Below are 22298 nucleotides of genomic sequence, written 5' to 3'. Positions count from 1 at the left end.
ACGGCTTTCCTGATGGAGAGCCGTTTTTTTAATGACTTTTTGATAATAATTGACCAGTCTAGTGGATTTCTTCGAGTTCTACATGAACTTTCTTCATAAAATCTTCCACAAGATTTTGAAGTTTATTATTACTTTCCTCTAAACTTTTCGTATGAACACTAAAATAAAATTTTACCTTTGGTTCTGTTCCTGAGGGACGCAAACAAATCCAAGAACCGTCTTCCAAATAATATTTTAAAACATCGGATTTAGGCAATTCAATAGCTTCTGTCGTGTTATCACGCACATATATTCGTTTGCTTGTTTTATAATCCTCTATCATGGTCAAATTACTATTATTTAATTGGGCTGGCGGTTCTGAACGAAAACGTTCCAATAACTGCCCGATTTTCTCTGCACCTTCTTTACCTTTTAAGGTTAAAGATTTAAGGTCTTCTCGGTAATAGCCAAACTGCTCATATATATCAAGCAGAGCATCATATAAAGTCTTACCTTGTTTTTGATAATAGGCACAAGCCTCACATGCTAAAATGGCGGCTTGCACAGCATCTTTATCGCGAGCAAAATCACCGATCAAATAGCCATATGATTCTTCATAGCCGAATAAAAATTTATACTCACCGGTTGCCTCGTATTGCTTAATTTTCTCACCGATAAACTTGAAACCAGTTAATACATCTTCTGTCGGGATATTATAATACTGTGCAATTTTCCGGCCGATTTCGGAAGTGACAATGGTTTTAAAAACTTTTCCATTCGCAGGGATGGTTCCTTTTTCTGCTTTTTGAGATAACAGATAATGTAATAAAATAGCTCCAGTTTGGTTACCGGTCAATAATACATATTCCCCATTTTTATCTTTTACAGCAACCCCTAACCGGTCAGCGTCCGGATCCGTAGCAATTAATATATCCGCGTCATGTCTTTTTCCATAAGAAATAGCAAGCTCAAATGCTGCCTTTTCCTCTGGATTTGGTGATGCTACTGTTGAGAATTGCGGGTCTGGATCCTCTTGCTCTTTTACAATATAAACGTGTTGGTATCCAAATGCCTTCAATGCATTCTTAACCGGCTGCTCCGCTGTACCATGTAATGGAGTGAACACAACACGAATATCGGTTTCCTTAGCAAGCTCTGGATTCTCACTAATCATGAATAATTGCTTTAAATAAGCTTGATCTATTTTTTCCCCAATGATGGTGATGAAACCTTTGGATTTTAAATCCTCCTCTGGGTCCACCTTTATTTCGAGTTCATTTTCAATTTCATTTACTTTTGCAATTACCTGATCTGCATCGGCAGGCGGCAATTGCGCACCATCTTCTCCATAAACCTTATAGCCATTATATTCAGGAGGATTATGACTAGCTGTGATAACTATTCCTGAAAAAGCATGTAAATAACGGACAGCAAAAGATAATTCCGGAGTTGGACGAAGTTCTTCAAATACATATGTAGTGATTCCGTGTGTTGCCAAAGTTTTGGCAGCTTCCATAGCAAACTCCGGAGATTTATGACGGGAATCATACGCAATCACAACCCCGCGCGCTTTTGCCACATCCCCAAATTCTTCTATGTATCTGGCAAGGCCTTCCGATGCTTTACGAATGGTATATATATTCATTCGATTGGTGCCCGGCCCTAATTCACCACGCATTCCGCCAGTTCCAAATTCTAAATTTTTATAAAAAGCATCTTCTAATTGGAGTTCATTCTTTTCCAATTCATTTAACTGGCTGCTTAATTCCGCGTCCAGTTTTTCAAACTTCTTCCACTTCAAATACGAATTTTTCCACATATCAATATCCCCCTCTAGGGTTTGTACTAGATACTATATATACTAATGAATTTACTTTTTTAATTCAATGAGAGAATATGTCGAGAATAAAAAAAGCGGACGGACGAGTGGAAGATTCTTGTGAATAACTGAAAATAAAAAACCCGCATTGGTGGCGGGCTTAAATTAATAATTCATTTGCAGCTTTTTTATATATACTTAATGAAAGTTTCGATTTTACCGTAGCATTGAATTGGCAATAATAAAACGGGAAAAATATATCATATTTCTCCAAGATAGTAACATTATGATTAAAAATCTCTTCATAATTGGTTCCTGATGGATAATCCAATTTGTACTCTAATATAGAGATAATCGTTTGTAGTCCTGTTATTACTTGATATGCTTCTTTTAACGTATTGAAACATTCAAAGTGACGTTTTGACGTATATAGCACTTTAATTTTTTTGAAACTAGCAATTTCATCATCCTCATAATAGTTAGGGAAAATAAAAGTGTACATATACTCAGTAAGTTCTTGTATTTTCTTTTCCTGTTCTTGAGTCGATGCAAAAACAACTTTCAATTGAAACCCACCCTTTTAAAACTTCTCTCATTTTGGAACTTTTTCAAAGTTAAATAAAAATTTCTCCTCTATCCAAAGAAAATAATTAAAACAATTTCGTGGAAACATCCCTTTAATTATGTTAAGAATAACATAGAAAATACTGCAAAACTGTGGTAATTATGACCATGCGAAAGGACTTTCATTTTAAAATGGAGAAAAAAGATATATGGTTCGATCTAGAAATACCAGAAAAATGGGATAAGATTACGGTTGATCACCTCTTTAGAAAAATTTGGCTTGCCCCCAAAAAATTGATTCATCAATTCCGTATGGAAAAAAGTGTTAAGGTAAATGGAGAAAATGCAATATGGGAACGTCCGCTTCAAACAGGAGATATCTTACAGATTGCTTTGTTTCAAGAGGAAGATTATGGAGTCATACCAGATGCCATTGAAATTAATGTATTGTATGAGGATGAACATCTCCTGGTAGTCAATAAGCCTGCAGGGATGGAGACACACCCCAATGAATCAGAACAAATTCATACATTAGCAAATGCAGTTGCTTATCATCTTCAACAAAATGGAGAAAAACTCCGTGTCCGTCATATTCACCGATTGGACAAAGATACTACTGGGGCGGTATTATTTGCAAAACATGCATTTTCCCATGCATTGCTTGATCGAATGTTAAACGAAAGAACAATCAAACGTACTTATCTTGCTATCGTTCAAGGGATTATCAAAGAGCATACAGGAGTTATTGACCATCCTATTGGCAGGGATCGTCATCATCCAACAAGAAGACGCGTTTCCAAAACTGGCCAGAATGCAGTAACCAGGTATACATTAGTAAAAACATTCCCATCTAAAAATCTATCAATGATTGAGTGCATTTTAGATACAGGAAGAACACACCAAATTAGAGTTCACTTAAGTTCCATTGGTCATCCGCTTGCTGGGGATGTGCTATACGGTGGTAAACCAATATATAAAAGACAGGCGCTCCATGCCAGAAAACTAGTTTTCACTCATCCTTTTACGGAGAGTAAAATCGAATGTGTTGCACCGTTTTTAGATAAGCCACCAATATTTCCAGAGATATAAAAAGAAATCGGCCAATTCACCGATTTCTTTTTTATTTTCTTGGTGATATTTTTCCATTGAAACCTTTGTTTCCACAATTTTTACTAGTATCACAGAAAAATTTCAACATCAATTCCTTACTATTGCATCGCTTATCCTATTTTTTCCACACTACACCTTTATTTCATCAATTCTCACTTCTTTTTCATCGCTTCATCAAGAAAATTCCACACTTTTCCCTAATTTTTCATCATTTCTCCGCTTTTTTCCCACACCACATCTTTATTTCATCAGATCTCACTTCTTTTTCATCGCTTCTTCAAGAAAATTCCACACTTTCCCCTAGTTTTTCATCATTTCTACTCTTTTTTCCCACACCACATCTTTATTTCATCAGATCTCACTTCTTTTTCATCCCTTCACCAAGAAAATTCCACACTTTTCCCTAGTTTTTCATCATTTTTACTCTTTTTTCCCACACTACATCTTTATTTCATCAGTTCTTACTTCTTTTTCATCGCTTCACCAAGAAATTTCCACACTTTCCCTAATTTTTCACCGTTTCTCCTCCTTTTTCCCACACCATATCTTATTTCTATTGTTTTATCCCCATCGATACATATTTCATTTCAAGATATTCCATGATTCCTTCGCGTCCGCCTTCTTTTCCCAGTCCGGATTGTTTGATGCCGCCAAACGGGGCTTCTGCTACTGCAGGGAAAACATCGTTTATCCCGACTATTCCATATTCCAGTTTTTCCATAACTCTTAATGCACGATTTAAATTTTCCGTAAATAAATAGGCGGCTAGACCATATCTGTCATGATTCGCTAGTGCAATAACCTCTTCTTCCGTTTCAAAGGATTGAATTGGCAACAGCGGTCCGAATGTTTCTTCGTTCATCACTTTCATTTGATTAGATACATTGGTTAACACAGTTGGTTCAAAAAAATATCCGTCAAGCTGTCCCTTATGCACTCTTCCTCCTGTTGCAGTAACCGCACCTTTCGAAATGGCATCTTCGTACTGATCTTTTACCTTTAATAGGGCATTTTCATCAATTAATGGACCAATATTTACTTGTTCGTCAAGGCCTGCTCCTATTTTCAATGCATCGATTTGTTCTGTTAATTTTGAGGTAAATGCCTCTTGAATCGAGCGCTGTACATAAATACGATTTGCACAAATACATGTTTGACCGCAGTTTCTGAATTTACTCATAATCGTCATCTTCACGGCCTGTTCTAAATCAGAATCTTCAAAAATTAGAATTGGGGCGTGGCCACCTAATTCTAATGAGAGCTTTTTCACCGTATCAGCACTGCCTCTCATTAATAGTTTCCCAACTTCCGTCGATCCTGTAAAAGTAATTAAACGGACATCCTCGTTACTCATGAATTCTTGACCTATCGATACAGGGTCTCCTGTCACTAAATTTAGTACCCCTTTTGGCAATCCTACTTCCTCAAAAATTTTCACTAATGCTATTGCGGACAGAGGTGTTTGCTCTGCTGGTTTTAAAACAACCGTACATCCAGCTGCGAGTGCTGGACCCAGTTTTCTTGCAATCATCGAGGAGGGAAAATTCCATGGAGTAATGGCGGCAACGACTCCAATTGGCTGTGGAACAACAAATAATCTCTTTCCTTTGTTCGAGGAAGGGATGATTTCGCCATACGTCCGATTTCCTTCCTCCGCATACCATTGCAAATAACTTGCAGCAGAAGCAATTTCTCCTCTTGCCTCTGCAAGTGGTTTTCCCTGCTCTGTCGTCAAAATTCTTGCCAGCTCTTCTTGTTTCTCCATCATTAATGTATAGGCCGCATATAGATATGTCGAACGCTCCCTAGCAGAGAGATTTGCCCAATCTGGAAATGCCTTTTTCGCGCTTTTCACAGCCTTCCGTGCATCTATCCCGTTTCCATAGGAAAAAGATTTTATTTTATTCAAGTTGGCTGGATTAAAAACATCCTCTTGATTGCCATTATCTGCATCAACCCAACTGCCGTCAATATAGATACTTTTTGTATATTGACCATCTAACTGCATGCTGATCCTCCACCTTCTTTATAAAATTATCTAAAAGAATAATTACTCCTCAAAGGGCCATGAAGGAAGTGTTTTATTTAAAGGTTTATCTACCCTATAGCCGAGTGCGTATTCCGCCTGCATAATAGTATGAATTTCCCGAGTACCCTCATAAATGACAGGTGCTTTCGAGTTTCGTAAGTAGCGGGCAACAGGATATTCATCAGAATAACCATATGCACCATGTATTTGCACCGCATCATCAGCAGCTTTATTGGCAAAATTACAGGACTGCCATTTGGCTAATGAAGTCTCCCGCGTATTTCGTTTTCCCTGGTTCTTCAATTCACCCGCTTTATATACAAGAAGCCTGCTCATTTGCAAACCTGCCTCCATATTAGCAATCATCTGCTGCACAAGCTGGTGTCTTCCAATCTCTTTACCAAATGTTGTTCGTTCATGACAATATTTTAGAGATGCCTCTAAGGATGCCATAATGAGGCCGCATGCTCCCGCTGCAACGGTAAATCTTCCATTGTCAAGCGCAGACATGGCAATTTTGAATCCTTCCCCTTCCTCCCCTAATAAATTTTCCTTAGGAACCCTTACATGGTCCAAAAAGATTTCTCCTGTATTTCCTGCACGAATACCATGCTTTCCTTTAATTGCCTTAGAAGAAAACCCCTCCATCGTTCTCTCCACAATAAAAGCAGATATTCCATGATGTTTTTTGCTTTTATCTGTATAAGCAAAAACGAGAAAATGATCTGCTACATCACATAAAGAAATCCACGTTTTTTGCCCATTTAAAATATAGGTATCTCCTTCTCTAGTAGCTGAGGTATTGATAGCAGCCACGTCAGATCCGGCACCAGGTTCCGTTAAACCGAAAGCTCCAACCTTTTCTCCCTTTGCTTGCGGAACTAAGTATTTTATCTTTTGTTCCTCTGTCCCCCATTGCAGAAGGGTCATACTGTTCAACCCAGTATGTACAGATACGGCAGTGCGATAGGCGGTATCTCCTCTTTCCAGCTCTTCACAAACGATTGCTAAAGCATTATAATCCATTCCGCCTCCACCGTATTTCTCTGGGATACAAACTCCCATTAGTCCAAGATCTGCCAACCTTTTCATAATCCTTGGCTCGAAATGTCCGCTAGAATCCCATTCTCCAATAAACGGCATTATTTCTTTATCGACAAAACTTCTAACCGTTTTCCTTAGCAATTGCTGCTCCTCTGTAAAATCAAAATTCATTTCTATCACTCTCCTAAACGATATTATTATCCATCATTTGTTGGATTTCCCTTTCCGAATAACCCATTGATATTAAAATTTCACGAGTATGTTCTCCAGGCAATGGGGGATGCTGTGTGACCTGAACTGGTGTTTTAGACAATTTTAAAGGACTCCCCACTAAATTCACTGTCCCTGCTGCCGGATGATCGACATGTATTAACATCTCTCTAGCTAATGCCTGAGGATCTTCAAACACCATTTTTAAGTTATTGATTGGTCCACACGGTATTCCATGTTCCTTGCATCTTTCCAACCAATACTCTGTTGCATAATCAGACAATCTATTTTGCAAAATAGGTATTAGCTCTTTCTGGTTTTCTACCCTATTAGCATTTGTGTTAAATTTTGGATCACTGTACAATTCACCTAGAGAAAGAATCTGGCATAGTTTTTCAAATTGCCGGTCATTTCCAACGGCAATCACCATTTTTCCGTTTTTAGTTTCAAATGTTTGATAGGGGACAATATTAGCATGTAAATTTCCTAATAAGCTTGGAAGCTTTCTTGTCATCAAAAAATTACTGGCAATATTCACTAGCGAGCTGATTCCTGCATCAAAGAGAGCCATATCTAATTTTTGTCCAGTCCCAGATTTCTGTCTTTCCAGCAACGCTGCTTGAATGCCAATGCAGGCATATAAACCGGTTAAAATATCTGTAATGGCAATCCCCACTTTTTGCGGCCCTGATTCATTTGAACCAGTGATACTCATCAACCCACACATTGCTTGAATGATGTAATCATAGCCAGCTAGATTTTTATATGGACCGGTTTCTCCAAATCCAGTGATGGAACAAAATACTAGTTTAGGATTTAACTTTGATAGCACATCATACCCTAGTCCTAACCGTTCCATCGTCCCTGTTTTAAAATTGTGTATGACTACATCACTTTTTAATACAAGCTCTTTTATCAATTGCTGCCCTTTATCGGATTTCAGATCGATAGTAATACTTTTTTTATTCCGGTTAGCGCATAAGTAATAAGCGCTTACTCCATTTTGAAATGGCGGTCCCCAATTTCTTGTATCATCACTGCCCCCGGGTGCCTCTACCTTCACTACTTCCGCGCCTAAATCTCCTAATATCATCGTACACAGCGGCCCTGCCAGCACCCGCGTCAAATCCAACACTTTTATTCCATCTAATGCTCCGGCCAAATATCATCACTCCTTTCAGAATTTCTAGTAATGCATAGCTTGACCTAGAATGCTGAATTACAGTTTCTTTCCTTACCATATTTACGAAAATGCGTTCATATTTATGCCAATGCTTTCCGCTTATGGAGTTTATGGCAATAAAAAAAACCCGCATCTTTAAAGATACGAGTTTTTAATCATCTTTTATTTATTACTGTTGCCCTGCTTTTACCCATTCTGCAACTTGAACAGTGCGCTTTGCCTGATGTTTAACAGCTGCTTCAGCATCTTCTACTATTTTGCCATCTTGCCCTTGAGTTACTGTTGTACCATAAGGATTTCCTCCGGCTGCATAGATAGATTGATCCGTATAACCAGGAGGAACAATGATTGTGCCCCAATGCATCATAGATGTATAAATAGCGTGGATAGTTTGCTCTTGGCCACCATTTGAATTTCCAGCAGAAGCCATAGCGCTTACGACTTTGTTCACTGTTTTTCCTGACGCCCAAAGACCGCCTAATGTGTCTAAGAATTGTTTCATTTGCGATGGAATATTTCCAAAACGAGTTGGTGCACTGAAAATAATCGCATCTGCCCATTCGATGTCAGCTGCTGTTGCAACTGGGACATTTTGTGTTTCATCATAATGCTTTTTCCATGCTGGGTTGGATTCAATTGCAGCAGCTGGTGCAAGCTCTTCTACTTTTAATACCTTTACTTCTGCACCCGCTTGCTTAGCAGCTTCTTCAGCCCATTTTGCTAATTGATAGTTCGTTCCTGTTGAACTATAGTAAATAATCGCTAAATTTACGTTCGTCATTTAAAAGCTCCTTTACTTAATATTAATAGCAGACTTACAACACTAATAATATTTTATTAATGTATATATTTTATGCCTACTTATGTAAAATTTATCGAGAGCATACTCGTTAAATTTTACTTTTAGAATTCAATTATCTCGAATTCAAGATAATTGTATCCTTTCTAAAATGCATCGTCAACAATCATGCTCGACCCAAAAATTAGTGTGTATTTTTTCCGTATTGTGTAAAACTAATAATTATTAATAGGTTCTTCAGACTTTTTTCTTTTAACTTGTTAAAAAATCAGCTAAAATAAATACGTTTGGTATACCAAGCTTTCAGGAGGTTAGGTAATGGTATTTAAAAATAAAAAGGATAAGTTTGCAGTTCTATTAGAAAACATTGCTGCGAATTTACACGAGAGTGCAAACTATTTTGCTGATTACAAATTAAATAATGAGAGCAATTTAAAAGAATTTGCACAAAGAATGAAAGAGTTTGAAACACAAGGCGATACATATGTGCATGAAATGATTATGGAGCTCAATGATGCTTTCATCACACCAATTGAAAGAGAGGATTTACTTACCCTTACAAATGTATTAGATGATGTGCTTGATGGTCTTGAACATTGTGCTTATATATTTGAAGTATATGTAATTCTCCATGCAGATGAGTATATGTATAAGTTTGTAGAGGCTATACGGAATTGTACAAAGGAAATTCAAAAAGCTATCGAATTTCTTTTTAACAAAAAACTACCGAATATGCGTCCACATGCGATTAAAATTAAGGAATATGAGTCTTTATGTGATGATATTTTACGTGAATCTATTAAGGAACTATTCCAAAAAGAGAAAGATCCTATTCGTTTAATTAAGTACAAGGAAGTTTATGAAAATCTAGAAGAGATTGCAGATGATTGCCAAAGTGTGGCAAACATATTAGAAAGTATTATTATGAAAAACGCATAAGGAGCATAAGCAATGGACAGTGTCTTTATAATCACCTTGTTAACAGTCATCTTTGCTCTTGGCTTCGATTTTATTAACGGTTTTCATGATACTGCTAATGCAATCGCAACTTCAGTTTCAACGAAGGCATTAAAACCAAGACATGCTATTATCCTTGCTGCATGTATGAATTTTCTTGGAGCATTGACTTTTACAGGGGTAGCCCAAACTATATCAAAGGATATTGTGAATCCATACACCATACACAATGGAGCAGTTGTTATCCTTGCTGCATTAATTTCAGCTATCGCCTGGAATTTACTTACATGGTACTTTGGAATTCCCAGTAGTTCCTCTCACGCTATTATCGGTTCTTTATCAGGTGCAGCAATTGCCGCTGCAGGTTTCTCAGCTATAAAATATAGTGGATTTATTAAAATTCTTGAAGCTCTAATTATTTCGCCAATTCTTGCATTTATCATTGGTTTTATAATTTATAGCATTTTCAAAGTCGCATTTAAAAACTTTAATTTAGCAAAAACAAATAAGCGATTTCGTCTCATTCAAATTTTAACAGCTGCTATACAATCCTATAGCCATGGTACAAATGATGCACAAAAATCAATGGGTATTATTACGTTAGCTCTAATATCCAGCAACATGATTAAAGGTCATGATATTCCTTTATGGGTACAAATTGCTTGTGCAACTGCAATGGGATTAGGTACCTCTATTGGAGGGTACAAAATTATCAAAACAGTTGGCGGAAAAATTATGAAGATTAAACCTATCAACGGGGTAGCGGCAGATTTAAGTTCTGCATTAATCATTTTCGGTGCAACATTTATACACCTTCCTGTAAGTAGCACCCACGTTATTTCCTCTTCAATTCTTGGAGTAGGGACGGCCCACCGAGTAAGAGGTGTAAAATGGGATACAGCGCAAAGAATTGTATTTACATGGATTATTACTTTGCCAATTACGGCTATATTATCAGCTATCGTTTACTTTATTCTCAATCTTTTTATTTAAAAAGGCACAAAAGAGGCCTTTTTTTTTTTATTTGTAATGATTTCTTTTAATAAAAATGGAGAAACTACAATAAAAACTATTGCTTACCAGCTCAAAAACGAATAATATATAATATGTGTTTTTTAATCGTTCGTATTTTTCGGAGGTATTATATGTTTAAATTGAAAGAGAACGGCACGAATCCTAAGACGGAAGTTGTTGCTGGATTAACTACTTTTTTAACCATGGTTTATGTTATCGTTGTTAATCCTGTCATTCTTCATAATGCTGGCGTGCCTTTTAATGATGTTTTTATGGCTACTATTATTGCTACTGTTATCGGTACATTATGGATGGCCTTATGCGCTAATTATCCAATTGCCATCGCTCCCGGGATGGGGATGAATGCTTATTTCGCCTATTCCGTTGTCGGAAGTCATGGACATGTTTCCTATACCACTGCATTTGCTGCCGTTTTTGTAGCAGGTATCATTTTTATCATCTTATCTTTAACCCCTTTTCGCCAGAAGCTAATTGAAGCAATTCCTGATAATTTAAAGCATGGTATTACAGCCGGTATCGGTCTGTTTATTGCCTTTATTGGTTTAAAGCAAACAGGGATTATTACTGGAGATAAAGCTAATTTAGTGAAACTTGGCAACTTGCATGATCCGTCAACGATTCTAGCAATAGTCGGGCTAGTCATTACTTTAATTTTATTTGCAAGAAAAATTCATGGGGCACTATTTATCGGCATGATAATTACTGGAATTATCGCCTTTTTCACTGGACAGCTTAAATTTGATAAAGGGATAGTAGGAATACCTTCTCTGCCGCATTTTATGATTGTTAACCCAATCTCCGCTTTTAGTGATGTAATTCATCATAGCTTATATGCTGTAGTCTTTTCCTTCTTACTCGTAACGATTTTTGATACAACTGGTACGATGGTTGGCGTCGCGGAACAGGCAGGCTTAATGCGTGGGAAGAAATTGCCACGTGCACGTCGAGCACTACTTTCAGATTCTATCGGTACTACGATTGGTGCTGTTTTCGGGACGAGCCCCACGACCGCATTTATTGAATCGACTTCTGGTGTAGCTGCCGGTGGCCGTACAGGATTAACGACAACCATTGTAGCCATACTTTTTATTATTTCTGCTTTTTTTAGCCCACTCGTAAATGCCGTATCTGGTATATATGCAATTACGGCTCCTGCATTAATAATTGTAGGAAGTTTAATGATAGGCAATGTCGCCCATATCAAATGGAATGAAATCGATGAAGCATTTCCTGCATTCTTAATTATCTTAAGCATGCCGTTAACTTCCAGTATTGCTACAGGTATTGCACTCGGCTTTATTTCTTACCCTATTTTAAAAATAGTTAGAGGAAAATGGCGCCAAGTTCATGTGCTTGTATATATATTCGCAGTGTTGTTTATCTTGCAGCTTGCGTTTGTTCCGCAATAAAACAAATGCGCCTTGCTATCTGCATACAAATAAGTGAAATGTTGAAGTACCAATTTCCCTTTCATAATATTAACTGAGCTATAATAATATGCCCAAGTAATTCTTAAAATCATACACACTTTCCGTTTAATAATAGTAAGTGAAGTGAAATGAGTTTGAAAATGACTTTTTTATAGTAAAAACACGTAGACAATTAAATGATTCAATTTCTTTTAGAGATCAAATCAGTATATTGATTTGATCTCTTTTTGTTCCTGATATATCAACAAATAATGATTTTAAAGGATGATATTTGATTCTTTCGTACCCAAATTGAAAAAGACTCACTACTTAGTAAGTCTTTTCAATCTCATCAATACAAATTGAATTTAGATGGTAAACGAGTAACTTGTGGATTCGACCTTTATCTAACCTGGTAGGATCTAATAATGCATGCATAGCTGTGCCGTCAACCAATGAGTACAATCTTTCAACTTCAAGTTCTGTATTAAGGTTTTTCTTTAACAGTTTCGCTTGGTCTAGATAATGTATTAGGTTACGGAGACCATCATAAATTCCATCATGTTTTGCATCAAAAGTATCTTTTTTATGTCTAGCATACGCAACAAATGCAAACCATACCTCCATTTCTGCCATCTTTTCAGAGTCAGTTGGGATAATTTCAAGCAGGATTTGCAATATTTTTTCCTTGGGAGGTAATTCATTAAGGGCTATTTTGTTTATTCGTTCTGTTACTCTTTTAATAACAAGATTCATAGCAAATTCTAGTAACTCATCTTGAGTAGAAAAATAATGGCGCAAAGCTCCTAATGAGAGACCAGCCTCTTTTGCTATATTCCTAACTGTTGCTCCTTCCATTCCCTGTTCTAGAATAACCCTCCATGAAGCTTCTGCAATTTGTCTTTTTCGTAAGTCATGATCAACTATTTTAGGCATATCTCTATTTTAGCACAATGTTAAGTTTTAAATAACACGATTGTATTATTTAAAATAGAATGTTATACTTTGTTTATATAATACATTTGTATTAAAAAGGAGTGGTTATTTGACCATTATTGGATGGATGATCGTCTTTTGTGAAATCGCGTTTTGGGTTGTCATTGTATTGGGATTGATGACAAGATATATCTTCAAGAAAAAACAGTTAGGGATCATTCTGCTTGCACTAACTCCGCTTGTTGATTTAACTTTGTTAATTGCAGCAGGCATCGATATATATCGTGGCGAAGTCGCAACTACAGCACATGCAATTGCTGCTGTTTATATAGGTATATCCATTGCCTACGGTAAAAGTATGATTGAATGGGCGGATCAGCGTTTTCAATATTATGTAACAAAACAAGGAGAAAAACCAAGAAAACGTTACGGAATTGAATATTCAAAACACTATTTTAAAGGTTGGATTAGACATTTCATTGCTTATATAATTGGTGGAGGTATATTAGTGGGATTGATCTTTTGGATCGATGATATATCTAGAACCCAAGCCTTAAGTGGAGTAGCAAAAATTTGGTCAATAGTATTAGGGATAGATCTAATTATTTCGATTACTTATTTTATTTGGCCCCCAAAGGAAAAGGGGATCTCTTCGGGAACTTAATGGAATCGTTTAGTATCTTTGTTTATTGTACAAAATGTATGCCTTAACTAAGAACCATAGGAAGACTTGAGGTTCTGGCTGCCATATTGGTAGCCTTTTTTACACATGTATGTTTTAACCGATGAAGAAAGGAAAATCAAGAATACTATACCTTAATGGGCCTTGATTATCCTTCTTACCTTCGATAGGATATCAACATATCCTAAAGTCTTTGTTTAAGCACTCGCTTCACATAAATCTCCTGGTTTGTCTTGGGTTAGTCTAATCTAAAAAATGTTCTTTAAAGAAATGTAGTTGATAGTCTAATGTTATTGGATCATTAAACATAAATGTATAAGCATCTGCTTCAAATACATGGTTGTTCTTTACAGCAGGTATTTCTTTATATAATTTAGTCTTTTGATATGAATTATCTTGATCCATATATTTACTTATAACTAAATAGTCACCAACATATTTAGGCAGCACTTCAGAGGAAATAGTGTAATACCCTTCTTTATTTGTAACTTTTTGTACATTATCAGGGATATTTAACTTCATTGCTTGATACAGAACTTCTGTCCCTCTTCCCCAACTTTTTCCAAGGATGCTCATAGTTTTGTCATAGCTTTCCATTACAGTCACCGTTGCATTTTGTCCAATTCTTTCCTTTATTTCTTCACCAATAGTATTTGCTCGTTCCTTAAAATCAGTAATCCAAGCTTGAGCTTCTTTCTCTTTGTTTACCAGTTTACCAATCTCTAAATGTTGTGTTAGGTAATCCAATTTATTATAAGTGTATGTAACCGTAGGAGCTATTTTTTTAAATTTGTCTAAATTTTTGCTAGTACTTGATCCTATTATTAAATCTGGCTTTAATTCAATAACTTTTTCTACATTATCATCAGATACAGTAGGTACATCTTTTAACTCTTCTTTAAATAACGGACTTTTTTTCGACCATTCTTCAACCCCTACAATATTTACACCAAGGGAAATTAAATCTCCCGCATACCCAGACAATAAAACGACTCTTTTAGGATGAGCAGGAACCTTAATAGGTCCATTTTCTGACTCATATGTAATCAGTTCATCTTTAACCTTTTTGCTTTCTTTTCCAACTGACTTTTCCGTTTCATGCGTACTACATGCCGTAATAACCAGCATCAAAATGAAAAACACTGGAATAAAGAATTTTTTCATTCAAATATCTCCCTTTTGTTCCATTTTCAAATGATATTGATAATCATTTTCAATTAATAAGCTATCATATTATTATTTTTATTGTCAATACCACTGAAGAAAATTTAAATTAAAAATAATTTACATGTAGCTAGGAAAAGGTATTGCAGTCATATTTCAACTAAATGGGAGATTTGTGAAAACATGATTTTTCTATAAAGGAGAGGTAGTGAAAAAGCGGATATAGAAACGGAGCGCTTGGATTTAGGTTCCAAGCGCTTTTATTTACCCTTTATGATGGAAATATAGACATGTTTAAGCTACATTTCATCCATATAAATGAAACTACTTCATTTGCTTTTATTGCAACTCCAGTATCATTTTAGATGGATTCTCAAGCAATTCTACCAGTCTGTTGGTAAACGCTACTGCTGTTGCCCCATCTGCCACACGATGATCAAAGGACATGGATAGATTCATAATGGAGCGTACAACGATTTCATCATTTATTACTACTGGGCGTTTTTTCGTTTTATGGAAAGAGACTAGTGCTGATTCTGGATAGTTGATAATTGGTGTCGCTCCAATTCCTCCGAGCGGACCAACATTACTTATGGTAAAAGTTCCGCCAGTAATGTCTTCCTTTGTCAGCTTGTTATTTTGAGCTTTTTGTATACAATCCTTCATTTCCTGATAGATAGTAGTAATGTTTTTTTGTTCCACATGATGAATAACTGGAACAATTAAACCTTCCCTGGTATCTACAGCAATCCCAATGTTATATTCGTTTTTTAATAGAATCCTTTCTTTTTCCACATCCAAAACCGAATTAAAAATTGGATAGTCTTTTAATGCCAGATAAATCGCTTTGATAAAAAAAGCTGCAACAGATATATTAGTACCATCATTCTTCAGTTCATTCTTTAAAGAAAGCAAGTTGGTTACATCAACTTCCTCAAAATGTGTGACGTGAGGAATCGTATATAGTGATTGAACCATTTTTGCTGCAATTTGCTTTCTTCTACCTTTAAATGGTATTTCTTCCTTATTAATTTTAGGTAATGAGGTACTTTCTTTTCGCGTTTCTACCATTGTTTCTTCTTCGGTAGTAGAAGAAGAAACTTCAGCCTTTCTAATAAATTTATAAATATCCTCATCCGTCACCCTGCCGATAGGACCTGTTCCTATGACTTGTTCTATATTTACACCGAGCTCTCTGGCAATTCTTCTCGTATGAGGTGCTGCGATAATTCTCTTTTTAGGCAAAGGTTTTTCCGGTCTATCTGAAAAATCTAGATGCATTTCTTCCGTATCAATGATTAATAATGTTGTCCCAACGGATACATTGGTTCCTTCTTCTATTAAAATATCACGAACGACACCAGATATGGGGGATGGAAGTTCGGCGGTCATTTTGTCCGTTTGAACTTCTACTAGCGGCTGGTCAATCTTTACTCGATCCCCTTTTTTTACAAGGTAATTCAATACTTCTCCCTCTGTCATTCCTTCTCCAATGTCATGCAGCTTTACTTCAACCAACATCATCACCTTCTTTCCTGCTAGAAATGCATTACTTTTTCAATTGCCTTTGTAACCCTTCCTTCACTAGGTAAAAAGTGGTTCTCTAATGCGTAAAAAGGTACAGGGACATCGAAACCGGCAACTCTTTCAATAGGAGCTCTCAAATATAAGAACGAGGTCTCTTGGATAACGGAAATGATTTCCGCACCTAAACCGCTTGTTGCAGGCGCTTCATGAACAATAATGGCTCGACCCGTTTTTTGCACTGATTCCGAAATCATCGAATGGTCTAAAGGGTATAAGGTTCGTAAGTCAATGACTTCACAACTGATACCTTCGCCCTTTACCTTTTCGGCGGCTTTCATGGCAACAGGCACCATCGCCCCCCATGCGATAATCGTAACATCTTCCCCTTCCATTAAACGATTTGCTTTTCCAATTTCAACTGTATACTTACCTATTGGTACCTCTTCTTTAAAAGCTCGATAAGATCGTAGAGATTCCAGAAATAGTACTGGATCCGGATCTTCAATACTAGAAATTAATAGACCTTTAGCATCATAGGGATTGGATGGACATACTACTTTGATTCCTGGCATATGGGTGAACAATGCTTCCATGCTATCTGAATGAATTTCAGGAGCTTTTACACCTGCTCCATATGGTGCACGAATAACAATTGGAACATGGAATCTACTCATTGTCCTCATCCGAATTCTCGTTGCATGTGCCATAATTTGTTCAAAGGCTGGGTAAATGAATCCTAAAAATTGGATTTCCACAACAGGTAAAAAACCATTAATCGCAAGTCCTATAGCTGTTCCAACAATACCTGACTCGCTTAATGGTGTATCCAATACTCGCTCTTCTCCAAACTCATCTATCAGGCCATCGGTTGCACGAAATACACCGCCATTGCGTCCAACGTCCTCCCCCATGATGATGATTTCCTTCTTTTCGCGCATCATCGTTTGCAGGCCATCGGTTACCGCCTGCACAATGGTGAGCTTCTGTGATTTCATTACATCTATACTCATTGGCTTACACCTCTTAAGTATTCGTAATATTCGTCCTTCTGCTGTTTGATGGTCCAAGTTGGCTCAGCAAAAACATGATCAAATAAGTCTTTCACATCAGGTTTTGGGAACGCTTCCATTTCTTTGATTGCTGATTCAATATTGCCATTTATTCTCTCCTGTATCTGGCTTAACCAACTTTCATCCCACAATCCTTCATTTTTTAAATAACGTTCTAAGCGGAGAACAGGATCAGTGGTTTCTCTTTTTGCTTTACTTTCTTCTTGATTACGATATTTAGTTGGATCGTCTGCGGTGGTATGTGCACCATATCGCCAAGTGACAGCTTCAATAAGGGTAGGTCCTTCTCCATCTCTAGCTCTTTCTAATGCCTTTTTTGTTTCTAAATATACGGAAAAGATATCATTTCCATCAACGCGGACACCCTGTATTCCGTAAGCTACTGCCTTTTGGGCGATGGTTTCAGAATTCATCTGCTTGTGAATAGGTACAGAAATTGCATATTGATTATTTTGATTAAAAAAGACAACAGGAGCTTTATAGACACTCGCAAAGTTTAATCCTTCATGAAAATCCCCTTCTGATGTTGCTCCATCTCCAAAATAAACAATTGCAGCGTTTTTAGTGCCCTTCCACTTTTCTGCAAGTGCAGCGCCGGTAGCATGTAAGAGCTGTGTTGCAATTGGCACTGCCGGCGGGAAGATTTTTCTTTCATCAGGCGGTACACAGCCTTCCACTCTACCATTCCAGTAAAGGAAAATGGTTTTTAAGGAATGCCCAAATGTTATGCTTGCGGCATGATCTCTGTAGGTAGGAAAAAGCCAATCTTTTTCATGTAATGCAAATGCACTGCCTACTTGAGCTGCTTCCTGCCCCTCAAAAGGTGCATATGTGCCAAGTCTTCCTTGTCTTTGCAGGCTAATCGCTTTCCTGTCAAACGTTCTAACTAATAGCATTTTTTCATAAAGGGTTAGTGCAAGTTCACCTGTAATCCATTGTTTCAACTCATCATTTGTGACCCTTCCATTTTCATCTAAATATTGCTTAGTTTTATATTCCTTCACTTCCTATACATCCTCCTTTTTTAGCAGGATTAACATATTCCCTTACTAATGCCGCACATCCCATTTCGGACGCCTATGATGGGAAAAAAAACTATTTCTCTGCTTTCTCATTTCTAAGCGCTGTTCGCAAAATTGGTTCGCAGATTGAATAGTAGAAATATGCATATTTTCAGCAGTACGATAAATTTCAAGTAATGAAGTATATATTGCTTTTGTTTTCTTCATCACTCTTTGTTTGTTTGGCCCATATAACTCATCTGCCACTTGAATAAGTCCACCGGCATTAACAATATAATCTGGGGCATAGAGAATTCCTTTTTTTAATAAAACATCGCCATGATAATCTTCTAACAACTGATTATTAGCAGATCCGACAATAGCTTTCACTTTTAAGCGTTCAATCGTTTCATCATTTATAATTCCGCCTAATGCACAAGGAACAAAGACATCTGCATCTACTCCATAAATGTCGTTTCCTGAAACAACTTTAATAAATTCATTTCCAATTTCTTTGCCCCGCTTTATTAGAGCATCAATAGCATGCGGATTAATCTCCGAAACAAATAAAGAGGCACCTTCTTCTAATAATTGCTCTGCCACTTTGAAGCCTACTTTTCCAAGACCTTGGATTGCATATGATTTTTCCCCTATGGATTTGGAACCATCTAACACTTCTGATGTTGCCTTGATGCCATAAACCACTCCATGTGCTGTAGGGATGGAAGAATCACCGCTGCCCCCATATTCTTCCGGTAAACCAACAATACAATTTGTCTCTTTCATCGCATGAACAAAATCCTCTGGTGTTGTTCCCATATCTGTTCCCGTGTAATAACGTCCATTTAATGAGTTAATATATTGACCTAGTGACCGGAACAATTCCGGTGTTTTGTCCTTTGCGGGATCACCGATAATCACGGTTTTCCCACCCCCAAAATCCAAATCTGCTGCAGCACATTTATAGGTCATTCCTTTTGAGAGCCTTAGGGCATCATTAAGTGCAGCATCAAAAGATTTATAAGGATACATTCTGCATCCTCCTGTAGCAGGTCCGAGTGTGGTATTATGTATTGCAATAATTGCCTTTAATCCAGTGTTGGGATCATTACAGATTACAACTTGTTCATGACTCTTGATTTCAGTAAAAATATCCACCTTGTATTCCCCTTTCTAATAGATGGAGATTAGAATGGAGCAGAAGTTGATTCAATTGCCATTTCTTATCCTTATATATCAATTTATTATAGGATTGAAGATTCTAATCTCTCTTGAATTTGAGCTTTAGGGAGGATTACTTGTTTTACTTCCCCTTTTCCTATTAATCCTTTTTCAGTCCATGCTTCAGTTTCAGTTATGATTATATTATCTTTTATTTCCGTTAACTTCGCCTTTACGGATACAATCGTACCTTCTGTTGTTGGCGCTATGTGCTTTACTTGAACAGCGCCGCCAATTCCTTCTTCGTGGTTTTCAAGGAAAGGCAGAATAATTTGCCTGGATACCCATTCCATATGATAAACCATAGAAACCGTGGAATATGCCTTATGAACCACATTTCCCTCAAATTGCGCAAACATATCTGGTGTAACTTTAAAGGAAATAGAAGCAGTCTGACCGATTTTCATGCCTTTTTTCATTACATCTCCCCTTTTCTATTTAGAAAAGTGTAAGTGCTTTACCCAGCTGCGTTAGGATTTCGTAGTATTCGACTAAGATAAAGGAAACCGTGCTAAGGTAGATCGCGAGCTATTAAAAATACGACTTCCATTTTCACCTGATGTAGACTTATCAAAGAGTGGACGGTGAAATCCTTTAGCTGAAAGGCAAAAGCTAGACAGCATCTAACTTGTTATATTTTTTTGATATAACAAGTTATACGCCTTTTTAATCGAGCAAAAATAGAAGATACTTGCAGATTTGGTACCCGATGAACCAAAATCCTAGCTATTAATCTACTGATAAAAGAGCCCTGTCGCTGGTCATTTTGGTACCTCGAATTCTTTGGAATTCCGCCATCAACTGATCTATGGTAAGACTTCTTTTTTCATCCTCATTCACTTCGAGAATAATTTGTCCCTTATCCATCATAATTAGGCGATTGCCAAGATCTAATGCCTGTTGCATATTATGCGTTACCATAATGGTGGTCAATTTATCTTTTTCTACAAGCTCTTTTGTCAACTCTGTAATCAGCTTTGCTCTTGAAGGGTCAAGCGCAGCTGTATGTTCATCCAATAATAATATAGATGGGTTAGTAAAAGTGGCCATTAATAAGGAAAGTGCCTGTCGTTCACCTCCAGACAGTAATCCTACCTTTGCGTTTAAGCGGTTTTCAAGATTTAGATGCAAAACAGCGAGTGACTCTTTAAAGAAATCTCTTCTCTTTTTGTCTACCCCTCTCCGTAGTTTTCTTTTTTGATTTCTCGCATAAGCCATTGCTAAATTTTCCTCAATTGTCATAGAAGGAGCAGTTCCTGCCATTGGATCTTGAAAAACTCTCCCAATTAATTTGGACCTCTTATATTCTGGTAATTTTGTAACATCCTCAGAATCGATATATACGGTACCTACGTCTGGGGTAAGTACACCAGAAATCATATTCATTAAAGTAGACTTGCCTGCACCGTTACTTCCAATTACGGTTACGAAATCGCCTTTCTGTAAGTTTAGATTTACCCTGTCTAAGGCGATCTTTTCATCCGGGGTAGATTCATTGAATAGTTTGCTAATCTGATTGAGTTGCAGCACCTGTATCCTCCTCTCCCCTGATTTCTGTTTGTAATGCTGACATTCTTTCTTCATGCCGTTTAGCTTTTCTTCTTTTTTCACGTTGCGTCTCGATTATCTTTGGAAGGACTAAAGCTAGTATTACAATTACGGCGGTAATAAGCTTCATATCACCTGTATCTAAAATATCCAAGCGAAGCGCAAATCCAAGGATGATTCGATAAATGATGGCACCGAATATTACTGCTAAGGTCGTTCTTACGATTGATTTCGTACCAAAGATAGCTTCACCAATAATAACAGAAGCAAGACCAACAATTATCATACCGATTCCCATTCCCACATCCGAAAACATGGAATACTGAGCTATTAATGCACCTGCAAATGCCACAAGCGCATTGGAAATTCCAAGGCCCAGTACAATATACCAATCAGTGTTAGCTGAAAAACTCCTAATCATTCTTTGATTGTCACCAGTGGCCCTCAATGCAAGACCGATCTCTGTTTGCAGAAACCAGTCTGCAAACTTTTTCACCAAATATGTCACAATCAGCATCAAGACCAGGGTTCCCCAGGTGGTCGGTAGGTATTTAATACCTACGTTACCAAGCATAGTATTTAGCCAATTATCAATTCCCAATCGTACCCATACTTGGTGAAATATCGTAAATACAGAATCTGAGTTTAATAAAGGGATATTTGGTCTTCCTACAGACGTTTCGGAAGTCATTCCCATAATACGTAAATTTATAGAATACAGGGCAATCATCATTAAAATTCCTGAAAGGAGCGGATTGATTTTTCCCTTTGTGTGGAGAAAGCCTGTAACACAACCTGCTGCGAAACCGGCAACAAATGCCAGAAGAGTAGAAAGAATAGGGTTATAACCAAAGGTAATCATCGTTGCCGCAACTGCCGCACCGGTCACGAAACTTCCATCCACCGTTAAATCAGGAAAATCCAGCACTCGGAAGGAAAGATACACTCCAAGTGCCAGAATAGCATAGATGATTCCTTGCTCAAGTGATCCAAAGATCGTTGCAAACATTG

Annotated in this window: 20 protein-coding genes; 5 read left to right on the top strand and 15 right to left on the bottom strand. The window is 37.2% G+C overall.

Annotation, left to right across the window (positions count from 1 at the left end):
- Nucleotides 1–58: 58 nt before the first annotated feature.
- The gene (locus tag CWO92_RS00700; protein WP_101352267.1) at nt 59–1798 is read right to left on the bottom strand and encodes a phospho-sugar mutase; all 1740 of its coding nucleotides are present in this window, start codon (nt 1796–1798) and stop codon (nt 59–61) included.
- Between the two features lie 160 nt (nt 1799–1958).
- The gene (locus CWO92_RS00695; protein WP_101352266.1) at nt 1959–2363 is read right to left on the bottom strand and encodes a DUF5365 family protein; all 405 of its coding nucleotides are present in this window, start codon (nt 2361–2363) and stop codon (nt 1959–1961) included.
- Between the two features lie 161 nt (nt 2364–2524).
- Between CWO92_RS00695 and CWO92_RS00690 the strand changes: the two genes are divergently transcribed.
- Nucleotides 2525–3451 carry an RluA family pseudouridine synthase gene (locus CWO92_RS00690; RefSeq protein ID WP_367593478.1) on the top strand — a complete coding sequence of 309 codons (927 nt, stop codon included), beginning with the start codon at nt 2525–2527 and terminating at the stop codon, nt 3449–3451.
- A gap of 574 nt (nt 3452–4025) precedes the next feature.
- Here the strand turns inward: CWO92_RS00690 and CWO92_RS00685 are convergent.
- The 4 genes from CWO92_RS00685 to wrbA form a co-directional block, all read right to left on the bottom strand.
- Nucleotides 4026–5480 (bottom strand): NAD-dependent succinate-semialdehyde dehydrogenase, encoded by a 1455-nt coding sequence (locus CWO92_RS00685; protein WP_101352265.1) that lies wholly within the window; start codon nt 5478–5480, stop codon nt 4026–4028.
- 42 nt (nt 5481–5522) lie between these two features.
- The gene (locus tag CWO92_RS00680; protein ID WP_101352264.1) at nt 5523–6716 is read right to left on the bottom strand and encodes an acyl-CoA dehydrogenase family protein; all 1194 of its coding nucleotides are present in this window, start codon (nt 6714–6716) and stop codon (nt 5523–5525) included.
- A 13-nt stretch (nt 6717–6729) separates the two neighbouring features.
- Complete coding sequence (locus CWO92_RS00675) at nt 6730–7917, bottom strand: CaiB/BaiF CoA transferase family protein (RefSeq protein WP_101352263.1); 1188 nt, start codon at nt 7915–7917, stop codon at nt 6730–6732.
- 190 nt (nt 7918–8107) lie between these two features.
- Nucleotides 8108–8719, bottom strand: a complete 612-nt coding sequence (gene wrbA, locus CWO92_RS00670; protein ID WP_101352262.1) for an NAD(P)H:quinone oxidoreductase — start codon at nt 8717–8719, stop codon at nt 8108–8110.
- 336 nt (nt 8720–9055) lie between these two features.
- On the opposite strand from wrbA, the gene CWO92_RS00665 reads away from it, so the two are divergent.
- From CWO92_RS00665 to CWO92_RS00655, 3 genes are all read left to right on the top strand, one after another.
- Nucleotides 9056–9676, top strand: a complete 621-nt coding sequence (locus CWO92_RS00665; RefSeq protein ID WP_101352261.1) for a DUF47 domain-containing protein — start codon at nt 9056–9058, stop codon at nt 9674–9676.
- Between the two features lie 12 nt (nt 9677–9688).
- Nucleotides 9689–10687 carry an inorganic phosphate transporter gene (locus tag CWO92_RS00660; protein ID WP_101352260.1) on the top strand — a complete coding sequence of 333 codons (999 nt, stop codon included), beginning with the start codon at nt 9689–9691 and terminating at the stop codon, nt 10685–10687.
- A 152-nt stretch (nt 10688–10839) separates the two neighbouring features.
- The gene (locus tag CWO92_RS00655) at nt 10840–12138 is read left to right on the top strand and encodes an NCS2 family permease (RefSeq protein ID WP_101352259.1); all 1299 of its coding nucleotides are present in this window, start codon (nt 10840–10842) and stop codon (nt 12136–12138) included.
- 330 nt (nt 12139–12468) lie between these two features.
- Here CWO92_RS00655 and CWO92_RS00650 read toward each other — a convergent pair whose 3' ends face one another.
- Entirely contained in the window at nt 12469–13074 is a 606-nt protein-coding gene (locus tag CWO92_RS00650) for a TetR/AcrR family transcriptional regulator (RefSeq protein ID WP_101352258.1), read from the bottom strand.
- A 109-nt stretch (nt 13075–13183) separates the two neighbouring features.
- On the opposite strand from CWO92_RS00650, the gene CWO92_RS00645 reads away from it, so the two are divergent.
- Complete coding sequence (locus CWO92_RS00645) at nt 13184–13738, top strand: hypothetical protein (protein WP_101352257.1); 555 nt, start codon at nt 13184–13186, stop codon at nt 13736–13738.
- A 261-nt stretch (nt 13739–13999) separates the two neighbouring features.
- Here CWO92_RS00645 and CWO92_RS00640 read toward each other — a convergent pair whose 3' ends face one another.
- The 8 genes from CWO92_RS00640 to CWO92_RS00605 form a co-directional block, all read right to left on the bottom strand.
- Nucleotides 14000–14920 carry an iron-hydroxamate ABC transporter substrate-binding protein gene (locus CWO92_RS00640; RefSeq protein WP_101352256.1) on the bottom strand — a complete coding sequence of 307 codons (921 nt, stop codon included), beginning with the start codon at nt 14918–14920 and terminating at the stop codon, nt 14000–14002.
- A gap of 339 nt (nt 14921–15259) precedes the next feature.
- Nucleotides 15260–16444, bottom strand: coding sequence for a dihydrolipoamide acetyltransferase family protein (locus tag CWO92_RS00635; protein ID WP_101352255.1), 1185 nt, complete (start codon nt 16442–16444; stop codon nt 15260–15262).
- 14 nt (nt 16445–16458) lie between these two features.
- Nucleotides 16459–17457, bottom strand: a complete 999-nt coding sequence (locus CWO92_RS00630; protein WP_101352254.1) for an alpha-ketoacid dehydrogenase subunit beta — start codon at nt 17455–17457, stop codon at nt 16459–16461.
- Entirely contained in the window at nt 17454–18521 is a 1068-nt protein-coding gene (gene pdhA, locus CWO92_RS00625; RefSeq protein WP_101352253.1) for a pyruvate dehydrogenase (acetyl-transferring) E1 component subunit alpha, read from the bottom strand. The genes CWO92_RS00630 and pdhA overlap by 4 nt, the downstream gene beginning before the upstream one ends.
- A gap of 45 nt (nt 18522–18566) precedes the next feature.
- Nucleotides 18567–19676: a Leu/Phe/Val dehydrogenase gene (locus CWO92_RS00620; RefSeq protein WP_101352252.1), complete on the bottom strand. Its 1110-nt coding sequence runs from the start codon at nt 19674–19676 to the stop codon at nt 18567–18569.
- An 86-nt stretch (nt 19677–19762) separates the two neighbouring features.
- Nucleotides 19763–20158, bottom strand: a complete 396-nt coding sequence (locus tag CWO92_RS00615) for a thioesterase family protein (RefSeq protein WP_101352251.1) — start codon at nt 20156–20158, stop codon at nt 19763–19765.
- Nucleotides 20159–20468: 310 nt separating this feature from the next.
- Nucleotides 20469–21269 carry an ABC transporter ATP-binding protein gene (locus CWO92_RS00610; RefSeq protein WP_101352250.1) on the bottom strand — a complete coding sequence of 267 codons (801 nt, stop codon included), beginning with the start codon at nt 21267–21269 and terminating at the stop codon, nt 20469–20471.
- Nucleotides 21247–22296 carry an ABC transporter permease gene (locus CWO92_RS00605; RefSeq protein WP_101352249.1) on the bottom strand — a complete coding sequence of 350 codons (1050 nt, stop codon included), beginning with the start codon at nt 22294–22296 and terminating at the stop codon, nt 21247–21249. Before CWO92_RS00605 ends, CWO92_RS00610 begins: the two co-directional genes overlap by 23 nt.
- Nucleotides 22297–22298 lie beyond the last annotated feature (2 nt).

This window comes from Heyndrickxia camelliae, assembly GCF_002844575.1.
GTDB classification, from domain to species: domain Bacteria; phylum Bacillota; class Bacilli; order Bacillales; family Bacillaceae_C; genus Margalitia; species Margalitia camelliae.
This window is presented reverse-complemented; position numbering and strand designations above follow the sequence as displayed.